This window comes from Pauljensenia sp. UMB10120 (assembly GCF_030212035.1).
In the GTDB taxonomy this organism is placed as follows: Bacteria; Actinomycetota; Actinomycetes; order Actinomycetales; family Actinomycetaceae; genus Pauljensenia; species Pauljensenia radingae_A.
Map to the genome: position 1 here is coordinate 1 of NZ_JASODH010000015.1, position 9,618 is coordinate 9,618.

Here is a 9,618-nt window from a genome sequence, read left to right on the forward strand (position 1 = left end):
ACCAACTACCAAGACGGATCACTACACATCAGAAAAGGCTGGGCAGGACACTCAACACCCCGCGACAAGCCCACCCCCCAAAAATGTCCTATAACCCTATAAAACGGGCGACCCGGTCGCTATGACCGAGCCGCCCGTTCACATGTCGAGTGGGCCCTGCGGGGATCGAACCCGCGACCCGCGGATTAAAAGTCCGATGCTCTGCCAACTGAGCTAAAGGCCCCTGTTACTCCAACTACAGCAGCATAGCGGCCCCACGCCCCGCCTCCAAGTTCACGGGGCACACCTCACGCACGCGCGCGGCGAGAAACAGGCAAAAAATGTGACCCCTGACCAGGCGGTGTCAAGAATGTGTCAGGAAAAATCGGCGCCGCGTCAAGAACGCGTCAGTTTTCATTCGGGCCCGGGCGACCTCGACGTTCAATAGCAGTGCCGCTCAACCGAGCGACTTCGCACGCCGGGTACCCCGGTTGCGGATCCGCCACGCCGGAGGGTTTCCGGCAGCATCATTCAGGAGCCATACCGTGCTCGACATTGTGTTTGTCGTATTGACGACCGTATTCTTCGGAGGATGCCTGGGCCTCGCATCGGCGGTGAGCCTGCTGTGACCATCCTCGATATCGCCTGGCTGCTCATCTGCGCAGCCGCAATCGTGTACGTGACCTATGCACTCATTCGACCGGAAAGGTTCGGGTAGTCATGGCGTTCATTCAAATCCTCGTTCTCATCGCGGCACTCGTCGCGGTGCATCGACCGCTCGGCGCGTACATGGCGCACACCTTTACCTCTGAGCGCCACCTGTGGCCGGAGCGGCTCGTGTACCGCTTCGCGGGGATCCGAACAGACCGCGAGCACTCGTGGCGAATTTACCTTCGCAACATTCTCGCCGTCTCCCTCCTCAGTGTGCTCGGCCTCTACATCCTGCAGCGCGTTCAGCAATGGCTGCCCATGGCGCACGGCCTCGGCCCCGTCGAAGAGACGCAGGCGTGGAACACGGCAACCTCGTTCGTGACCAACACGAACTGGCAGTCGTACGGCGGTGAAACGACGATGTCCCATCTCACGCAGATGCTGGGCATGTCGTTCCAGAACTTCATTTCGGCCGCCGTCGGAATCTGCGTGGCTATCGTGATCATCCGCGGTATTGCCCGCCACGGCACGGATAAGCTCGGTAACTTCTGGGTTGACCTCGTGCGCTGTAACTTCCGCATCCTTTTGCCGATCGCGTTCATCGGCGCGATCCTTCTGATCGCCGGCGGCGCCATCCAGAACTTCAACGCCGCCCAGCACGTGCACACCCTCACCGGTGGAACACAGATCATTCCCGGCGGGCCCGTCGCGAGCCAGGAAGCGATCAAGGAGCTCGGCACGAACGGTGGCGGTTTCTTCAACGCGAACTCCGCGCACCCGTTCGAGAATCCGAACGGCCTCACAAATCTCATCGAGATCTTCCTGATCCTGCTTATCCCGTTCGCCCTCCCCCGCACCTACGGAATCATGGTGGGCGACAAGCGTCAGGGCTGGGCTGTTCTCGGCGCGATGGCTGTTCTCGCGATCGGTTCGCTCGCCGCCACGACCGCCCTCCAGCTTCACTTCGCGGGCGATCATCTCGCCGCGATGGAGGGCAAGGAGGCGCGCTTCGGGATCGTCGGTTCGAGCCTGTTTGCGACCGCGACGACGCTCACCTCAACGGGCGCCGTGGACTCGATGCACTCCTCCTACGAGCCGATTTCCGGCGGCGTGTTGATCTTCAACATGCTTCTCGGTGAAATCGCGCCGGGCGGCGTCGGTTCCGGCCTGTACGGGATGCTCGTCATCGCGATCATGAGCGTGTTCATCAGCGGGCTCATGGTGGGCCGCACGCCGGTCTACATGGGTAAACGCATCGGCCCGACCGAGGTCAAGCTTATGAGCCTGTACATCCTCGTCGTACCCATGCTCGTGCTCGTGGGATCGGCAGTCGCCATCGCCCTGCCGTCGACGGCTGCGTCGCTCGCCAACGGCGGCCCCCACGGCTTCAGCGAGGTGCTTTACGCGTTCACGTCGGCGTCCAACAACAATGGTTCCGCCTTCGCGGGCCTCAATGCGAACACGCCGTTCTTCAACGTGGCGCTGGGCCTCGTCATGCTGCTTGGCCGCTTCCTGCCGATGCTGTTCGTGGTGGCGCTCGCGGGCAAGCTCGCCTCCAAGGAGGTTGTCGCGACCAACCGCGGCACCCTGCGCACTCACACACCTCTCTTTGCAGGCGTCATGGCCGGCATCGCGCTCATCGTGACCGGCCTGTCCTTCCTTCCGACGCTCGCTCTTGGACCACTTGCTGAAGGACTCATGTAATGACTCAGGTACAGGTGACCGACCGCGTTTCTTCGCAGCCTCACGAGGAGAAGACCGCGAATTCCGGATCAGGCTTCACGCCGCGCGCTCTTGCCAAGGCGCTCCCGCAGGCGCTGCGCAAGTTGAACCCCGCGCACATGGTGCGCACGCCTGTCATGTTTATCGTCGAGATGGGCGCGCTCATCACGATCATCGTGGGCTTTTTCAAGCCGAGCGTGTTCGTATTCTCGCTCGCGATCTGGCTGTTCCTCACGGTCGTGTTCGCGAACCTCGCCGAGGCTGTGGCTGAGGGTAGAGGTAAGGCGCAGGCCGATGCGCTCCGTTCCGCGAAGACAGCGGCCGTGGGCCGCGTGCGCCGCGAGGATGGAAGCATCGAGGAGGTGCCCGCCGCGGATCTTCGCCCCGGTGACATCGTCGTGGTGTGTGCGGGCGAGACGATCCCGGGCGATGGCGACGTCGTCAAGGGTGCCGCGACGGTCGATGAGTCTGCGATTACGGGCGAATCCGCTCCCGTGATCCGCGAAAGCGGCGGCGACCGTTCGGCGGTCACGGGCGGCACGCGCGTCCTTTCGGACGAGATCGAGGTACGCATAACCTCGAAGCCGGGCAACACGTTCGTGGACCGCATGATCGACCTCGTCGAGGGCGCGCAGCGGCAGAAGACCCCGAACGAGATCGCTCTTTCGGCGTTCCTTTCGGTGCTCACGCTCATCTTCTTGTTCGTCGTCGCGACGCTCGTTCCCATGTCCGATTACGCGGGCGCGAAGCAACCGATCGAGGTTCTCATCGCCCTGCTCGTGTGTCTTATCCCCACGACGATCGGCGCGCTCCTTTCGGCGATCGGTATCGCCGGCATGGATAGGCTCATGCGCCGCAACATCATGGCGACGTCGGGCCGTGCGGTCGAGGCCGCTGGCGACGTGACAACTCTGCTGTTGGACAAGACCGGCACGATCACGTTGGGTGATCGCCAGGCGAGCGCGTTCATTCCCGCCCAGGGCGTGAGCGAGGACGAGATTGCCTACGGCGCGCTATTGTCCTCTCTCGCGGACGAGACCCCCGAGGGTCGTTCGATCGTGGAGTTCGCGACGACGACCATGGGCGTTGGTCCGATTCCCGAAAGCGAGTATCGAAACGCTGAGTTCATCCCGTTCAGCGCGGAAACGCGCATGAGCGGCGTGCAGCGCACTCCCGAGCACTGCATCGTCAAGGGCGCGGCTTCCGAGATCCTCAAGTGGGTCACCGCGAAGGGCGGAACCGTCACGGAGGATGTCAACGAAACTGTGCGGGAGATTTCTTCCGACGGTGGCACGGCCCTCGTCGTGGCCGAAGAGAAGGCCGGGGCCCGCCGCGTGCTCGGCAGCCTGCACCTCAAGGATGTCATCAAGGAAGGCATGACGGAGCGCTTCGCGCACCTTCGCAAGATGGGCATTCGCACCGTCATGATTACGGGCGACAACGAGCTGACGGCGCGTGCGATCGCGAAAGAGGCCGGTGTTGACGACTATCTCGCGGGTGCAAAGCCCGAGGATAAGATCGCGCTGATCCGCAGTGAGCAGCGCGGCGGCAACATGGTCGCGATGACGGGTGACGGCACGAATGACGCTCCGGCGCTTGCGCAGGCCGACGTCGGCGTGGCCATGAATACGGGCACGCAGGCCGCGAAGGAAGCGAGCAACATGGTCGATCTCGATTCGGATCCGACCAAGCTCATCGAGATTGTCGAGATCGGCAAGCAGCTTCTCATCACGCGCGGTGCTCTCACGACGTTCTCGATCGCGAATGACGTCGCGAAGTATTTCGCGATCGTTCCCGCGATGTTCGTGAGCGTGTTCCCCGGCCTCGATCTGCTCAACGTCATGCGCCTGAGTTCACCCGAGTCGGCGATCCTCTCGGCCGTGATCTTCAACGCGCTCATCATCGTTGTGCTCATTCCTCTCGCGCTCAAGGGCGTGAAGTATCGGCCGGGTTCTGCAAACCAGCTCCTCGGCCGCAACCTGCTCATCTATGGCCTGGGCGGATTCATCGTTCCGTTCATCGGGATCAAGCTCATCGACCTCGTCGTGAGCATCATTCCCGGGCTCTAACCATGAGGGCCGAGCCGCGAGGGCACCGCTTCTCGTGACCTCTCCGGCTCGGCCCCACCACCACTGTCGTTTTTCTCTCGATTGGAAAACTCATGAACTCGACACTCTCGGGCATCGTCTCCGTCATGTGGCGCTCCACGCGCATTCTTCTTGCCCTTCTCGTTGTGCTTGGCCTGTTTTATCCAGCGGCCGTGTGGGGCGCTGGCCGGGCGTTCGCTCACAATGCCGACGGTTCCATGATGAGCCTCGATGGCCGCACCGTCGGGTCGTCTCTGATCGCTCAGGACACGTCGAAGGATCCCGCCCTGTTCCACCCCCGGATGTCGGCGGGCGACTACGACGGTTTGGCTTCGGGCGGCTCGAACTTGAGCCCTGTCGGTGAGGAGATCACCGCGCAGATCGCTGAGCAGCGCGCCCTTATCGCCCGCGAGAACGGCGTTGATGAGGCCGTTGTCCCCGCGGATGCGGTGACCGCGAGTAGTTCCGGTCTCGACCCGCACATCAGCCCGGAGTATGCTCTCATCCAGATCGAACGAGTGGCGAAGAACTCGGGGCTTTCGCGGTCAGCTGTTGAACAGCTCGTCAAGAAGCACACCCAGGGGCGAACCCTCGGCTTTGCAGGTGAAGAGGTCGTCAACGTCAATGACCTGAACCTCGACCTGCTTGCGGCGAAGGACTGACATGAACACGGTGCGCGGTGTACTCAAGGTGTATCTGGGGGCTGCCCCCGGCGTAGGTAAGACCTGCGCGATGCTCGAGGAGGCCCACGACCGCCTGAAGGGCGGGGAGGACGTCGTCGTGGGCGTCGTTGAAACCCACGGGCGTTCGGGGACCGCCGCGAGGCTTGAGGGGCTGCCGGTGATTCCGCCTCGGCGGGTGAGCTATCGCGGCTCGACGTATGACGAGCTTGATGTTCCGGCGATTATCGAGCGTAAGCCCGACGTCGTTCTCGTGGACGAGCTCGCTCATACCGTGCACGGCGAGGATACGACGGCGAAGCGCTGGCAGGATGTGCACCGTTTGCTCGATGCGGGCATCAACGTCATCTCAACCGTGAACATTCAGCACCTCGAGTCCCTCAACGACGTGGTCACGAACATTACGGGCCACGTGCAAAACGAGACGATTCCCGATCCGGTCCTGCGCGAAGCGGAGGAGGTCGAGCTGATCGACCTGAGCCCCGATGCGCTGCGCGTGCGGCTGCGGCAGGGGCAGGTGTACGGGCCCGCGACCGTGGATGCGGCGCTCAGCAAGTTTTTCCGCAAGGGGAACCTCACGGCGCTTCGCGAGCTCGCGCTTTTGTGGCTCGCCGATCAGGTCGACGATGGTCTCGAGAAGTACCGCAGCGAGGAAGGCATCAAGGAGCCGTGGGCGGCGCGCGAGAGGATCCTCGTGGCCGTGGGCGGCGGCCCGAAGACTGCCGCCCTCATTCGCCGTGGCCGCCGCATCGCCGGGCGGATCGCCGGCCGCGAGCTCCTCGTCGTTCACGTCCTCGCGGCGGATGGCCCGCCGCGCATGTCGCCCGAGCAGATGAGCGAAGCGCGTTCCCTCACCGAATCTCTCGGCGGCTCGTGGCACGTGCTTTCGGGCGATGACGTCCCGCGCACGCTCCTCGATTTCGCCACGACCGTGAACGCGAGTCAGCTCGTTGTGGGCGCTTCGCGTCAGGGCTTCGCGCAGCGGCTGCTCATGCGGTCCACGAGCGCCACGATTATCGACGGTGCCGGCGACATCGACGTGCACATCGTCGCCGTAGACCCGCCCGCCACGCACTGGTCGGCTCCCGCGCCGCCCACGAGTCTCTCCCCCGCGCGGCTCGCGACAGGCTGGGTACTCGCGACCATTCTCACGATCGTCGTCACCCTCGCGAACCTCGCGCTCGGCGATCCCACGGCGCACCTGCCCACGGCGATTATGAGCTTCGTGCTCGCGTCCGTCGTCGTCGCCCTCGTGGGTGGCCTGTGGCCGGCTCTCGCGACGGCCATCGGCGGCGCGCTATTGCTCAACTGGTTTTTCACCGCGCCCACGCACACGCTGTCCATCACGGAACCGAAGAACATCTTCCTGCTCATCGTGTTCGTGCTCGTCGCGGTCCTCGTCGCCCAGGTCGTCGACGGCGCTGTGAGCCGCCAGCGCGAGTCCCAGGAGGCGCGCCGGCACGCGCAGCTCATGACAGAGCTTGCCCGCTCCGTGATCCGCGACGGGATCGGCATTCAGGAGATCCTCGAGCAGATCGCCACAACGTTCGGCCAGGATGGCGTCGCCCTCGCCACCGTCGAGGGCACGACGCTCGTGCCCGAGTACGAAGTGGGCATCCGGATCGAATCGGTCACGCTCGCCGACGAAGCCTTTTCGCTCGACGACCAGCACGTTCTCGCCCTCGTTGGCCGCCCGCTCACGTCGAGTGAGCAGCAGCTCCTCGAAGCCTATTCGGGCCGGCTCGTGAGCCTCATGACCCAGGCGCAGCTCAACCGGACCCGCATGCAGGCCCGGCAGCTCGAGGCCGCGAACTCCGTGCGCACGGCGCTTTTGACGGCCGTCTCGCACGACTTGCGCACCCCGCTCGCGACGATTAAAACGGCCGTCTCCGGTCTCCTCCTCGACGACGTTGATCTTCCCCGCGACGCACAGGTGGAGCTTCTGCGCGCGATCGAATCGTCCTCGGACAGGCTGGATCGGATCGTCGCGGACCTCCTGGATATGTCGCGCATCCACACGAATAAGCTCGAGGTTAAGGCAGTCACCGTCGGACCCGCCGAACTGGTTGCCCAAACCCTCCGCCACATGGACCCCTCCCTCGTGCCGCCTTCGCTCGACGAGCGCGTCCCGCGCGAACTGCCGGCAATCACGACGGATGCGGCGCTCATGGAGCGCGTGCTCGAGAACCTCATCAGCAACGCCGCCAAACACACCGACTCGGGGGTCACGATCGACGCGACACAGGATGGCGAGCGTATCCTCATTCGCGTGATCGATTACGGACCCGGCCTCACCGAGGAGAGCAAGGCGCGCCTGTTCACGCCCTTCACGCGCTTCGGTGACACGACGAACAGCCACGGGCTTGGCCTCGGCGCCGCGGTTGCGCGCGGGCTCGCGGAAGGCGTGGGCGGCACGCTCACCGCCGACGACACTCCAGGAGGTGGGCTCACAATGGTGTTGTCACTGCCGCTCACGATCACCCCATCCACCGACAGTGTGCCCACCCCCGCACACGAGACCACCACCGTTGGGAGCGCGTCATGATTCTCATCGTCGAGGACGATCCGGCACTGGCCAGGGCCATGACCGTTAACCTCACGGCCCGCAAATACCAGGTGCTCACGGCAACGACCGGGGAGGAGGCGCTCGTCATGGCCGCCGACAACCCGATCGAGGCCGTCCTCCTCGACCTCGGCCTGCCGCACATGAGCGGCCTCGACGTCATCGACGGGATCCGCGGCTGGTCAGACGTCCCGATCATCGTCGTGACCGCCCGCCACGAAACCTACACGAAGATTGAGGCGCTCGATCGCGGCGCCGACGACTACGTGACCAAACCCTTCGCGCTCGGGGAGCTCCTTGCGCGTTTGCGCGCCAACCTCAGGCGGCGAACGTCGGGCTCCCCCTCCCCCGTCGTGACCACCACCGACGGTCGCCTCACGATCGACCTCGCCGCAAAAACCGCGACCGTCAACGGCACGCCCGTGCGCCTAACCCCGCACGAGTGGGGCATCGTGAGCTACCTCGTGAACCACCCCAATCAGCTCGTACGCAAGGACGAACTGCTCGAGAACGTGTGGGGCCCCGAATACACGAACGGGGCCGGCTACGTGCGCGTCTACATGTCGCAGATCCGCCAGAAACTCGAGGAGGATTCCTCCGCCCCGCGCTACTTCCTCACCGAGCCGGGCCTCGGCCACCGCTTCGTGCTTGGCAGCTAGCGTCAACGCGGTGAGTAGCTCGCGACCAGTCGCGCACACATCGCGCTATAAAGCGTTGCTCACAGGCTGGCTCCGAGTCTTGAGGTCTTCCCACGAATCGGAATCAGCAATGTCATCTTCATACGCGATGAGATAGCCCCATCGCTGGCCTTCGAAGGCATCCTCGGCGACCAATCGACGGACGAGCGATTCCGCAGCCTTGCGCTTTTGCTTGCACAACCGCGTCTTCTCGTCCCTTCTCGGATTTACCCTCGATGATCCAGTGGACACCATCGGTGTCAAGGGCAACGAAGTCCGGGAAGTAGCGATCCTTCGGGTTGTAGTAGACGAATGCACCTGCGTGTGGGTGCAGGCGATGCCACCACACAATGCTTGAGGAGGTGTTCAGGAGCTTCGCCAACACGTACTTTCCGCTGTAAGAGTCGAATGATTCAGACTCCATTAGGGACTTGAACCAGCCACCATAGGTGCGGCGCACCACGAAATCGGCGCGGCCCTCAACCTGATCGTGGATCGTTTCTCCGATCGGCAGGCTGTGGTCCTCGATCCGCATCACCTTTGGATAGACCTTAGGCACCTCACGAGTAGACCGCAGAACCTGGTGCACGTACCCCTGAATGAGCTGTTGAAGTTGATTTTGTGCCGAGTCCAAGGTATCTGCCCTGCCGGTGACTGGACGCGGTAGGTGGCGGCGTTGACCGTCAGTGTCATCGCCCCGGTGCCTTTGATCGTGATGATCGGTACCGCGTCGAGCAGTCCGGGGTTGGTGACCTGCCCAGAGGCGGTGAGCGTGTGGGCGATCAGCCCGGAATCGAGGTAGCTAAACGGCTCGCACACCTGGTGTGCCTCGAAGAATCCCCACGACGACATGTCCGTGCGCAGCGGGCTGATGGAGGAGGACTTGACCTTGTGTAACGCACCGGGCTGGTTGGACAGGTGAATGGTTACCGCTCACCCCAGGGCCAGTGCAACCTTGTGGTAGGCCGCCAGGCCGCCTTTGATTGCGAGTGGCAACGTGATCGACGTGTAGTGCCAGCCGCCGAGGCGGATCAGCGTCCCGGCCCTGCCCGCCACCTCAATATCGTCTGTGGCCCGCTTGAACACGCTTTCACCCTCCAGAATGATCTTGAGACCAAACGAGCTGTCGGCCACGGTGAAGATCATCTCCTCGAAGTAGAATTAGGCAGAGGGAGTCGTAGGGGGTCTGCTGAGGGTTTGGTTGACGTCTAGCTTGTTTCGCTGGGGCGGGGCAGGGAAGGATGTTGATTATGTCGAAG

Annotated in this window: 8 protein-coding genes and 1 tRNA gene; 6 read left to right on the top strand and 3 right to left on the bottom strand. The window is 63.5% G+C overall.

What is annotated here, in order from left to right:
• Positions 1-150: 150 nt before the first annotated feature.
• A tRNA-Lys gene (locus QP093_RS09900) sits at positions 151-223 on the bottom strand.
• 348 nt (positions 224-571) lie between these two features.
• On the opposite strand from QP093_RS09900, the gene QP093_RS09905 reads away from it, so the two are divergent.
• The 6 genes from QP093_RS09905 (at position 572) to QP093_RS09930 (ending at position 8,341) form a co-directional block, all read left to right on the top strand.
• Entirely contained in the window at positions 572-697 is a 126-nt protein-coding gene (locus tag QP093_RS09905) for a potassium-transporting ATPase subunit F (protein WP_082628504.1), read from the top strand.
• Between the two features lie 2 nt (positions 698-699).
• Positions 700-2,334: a potassium-transporting ATPase subunit KdpA gene (gene kdpA, locus QP093_RS09910; RefSeq protein ID WP_285016369.1), complete on the top strand. Its 1,635-nt coding sequence runs from the start codon at positions 700-702 to the stop codon at positions 2,332-2,334.
• Positions 2,334-4,421: a potassium-transporting ATPase subunit KdpB gene (gene kdpB, locus QP093_RS09915; RefSeq protein ID WP_285016371.1), complete on the top strand. Its 2,088-nt coding sequence runs from the start codon at positions 2,334-2,336 to the stop codon at positions 4,419-4,421. Before kdpA ends, kdpB begins: the two co-directional genes overlap by 1 nt.
• Before the next feature lie 92 nt (positions 4,422-4,513).
• Entirely contained in the window at positions 4,514-5,101 is a 588-nt protein-coding gene (locus QP093_RS09920) for a potassium-transporting ATPase subunit C (protein ID WP_285016373.1), read from the top strand.
• A 1-nt stretch (position 5,102) separates the two neighbouring features.
• On the top strand, positions 5,103-7,664 hold the full coding sequence (locus tag QP093_RS09925; protein ID WP_285016375.1) for a DUF4118 domain-containing protein: 2,562 nt from the start codon (positions 5,103-5,105) through the stop codon (positions 7,662-7,664).
• Positions 7,661-8,341: a response regulator gene (locus QP093_RS09930; protein ID WP_058236515.1), complete on the top strand. Its 681-nt coding sequence runs from the start codon at positions 7,661-7,663 to the stop codon at positions 8,339-8,341. Before QP093_RS09925 ends, QP093_RS09930 begins: the two co-directional genes overlap by 4 nt.
• A 118-nt stretch (positions 8,342-8,459) precedes the next feature.
• On the opposite strand, the gene QP093_RS09935 is transcribed toward QP093_RS09930, so the two are convergent.
• Both QP093_RS09935 and QP093_RS09940 read right to left on the bottom strand, forming a co-directional pair.
• Positions 8,460-8,918: a hypothetical protein gene (locus QP093_RS09935; protein WP_285016377.1), complete on the bottom strand. Its 459-nt coding sequence runs from the start codon at positions 8,916-8,918 to the stop codon at positions 8,460-8,462.
• Between the two features lie 374 nt (positions 8,919-9,292).
• Positions 9,293-9,505: a hypothetical protein gene (locus QP093_RS09940; protein ID WP_285016379.1), complete on the bottom strand. Its 213-nt coding sequence runs from the start codon at positions 9,503-9,505 to the stop codon at positions 9,293-9,295.
• Between the last annotated feature and the right edge of the window lie 113 nt (positions 9,506-9,618).

Excerpts from the sequence above, each read along its gene's own strand:
- QP093_RS09905 (WP_082628504.1), top strand. The coding sequence starts at position 572 with ATGCCTGGGCCTCGCATCGGCGGTGAGCCTGCTGTGACCATCCTCGAT.
- QP093_RS09920 (WP_285016373.1), top strand. The coding sequence starts at position 4,514 with ATGAACTCGACACTCTCGGGCATCGTCTCCGTCATGTGGCGCTCCACG.
- QP093_RS09930 (WP_058236515.1), top strand. The coding sequence starts at position 7,661 with ATGATTCTCATCGTCGAGGACGATCCGGCACTGGCCAGGGCCATGACC.
- kdpB (WP_285016371.1), top strand. The coding sequence starts at position 2,334 with ATGACTCAGGTACAGGTGACCGACCGCGTTTCTTCGCAGCCTCACGAG.
- kdpA (WP_285016369.1), top strand. The coding sequence starts at position 700 with ATGGCGTTCATTCAAATCCTCGTTCTCATCGCGGCACTCGTCGCGGTG.
- QP093_RS09925 (WP_285016375.1), top strand. The coding sequence starts at position 5,103 with ATGAACACGGTGCGCGGTGTACTCAAGGTGTATCTGGGGGCTGCCCCC.
- QP093_RS09940 (WP_285016379.1), bottom strand. The coding sequence starts at position 9,505 with ATGATCTTCACCGTGGCCGACAGCTCGTTTGGTCTCAAGATCATTCTG.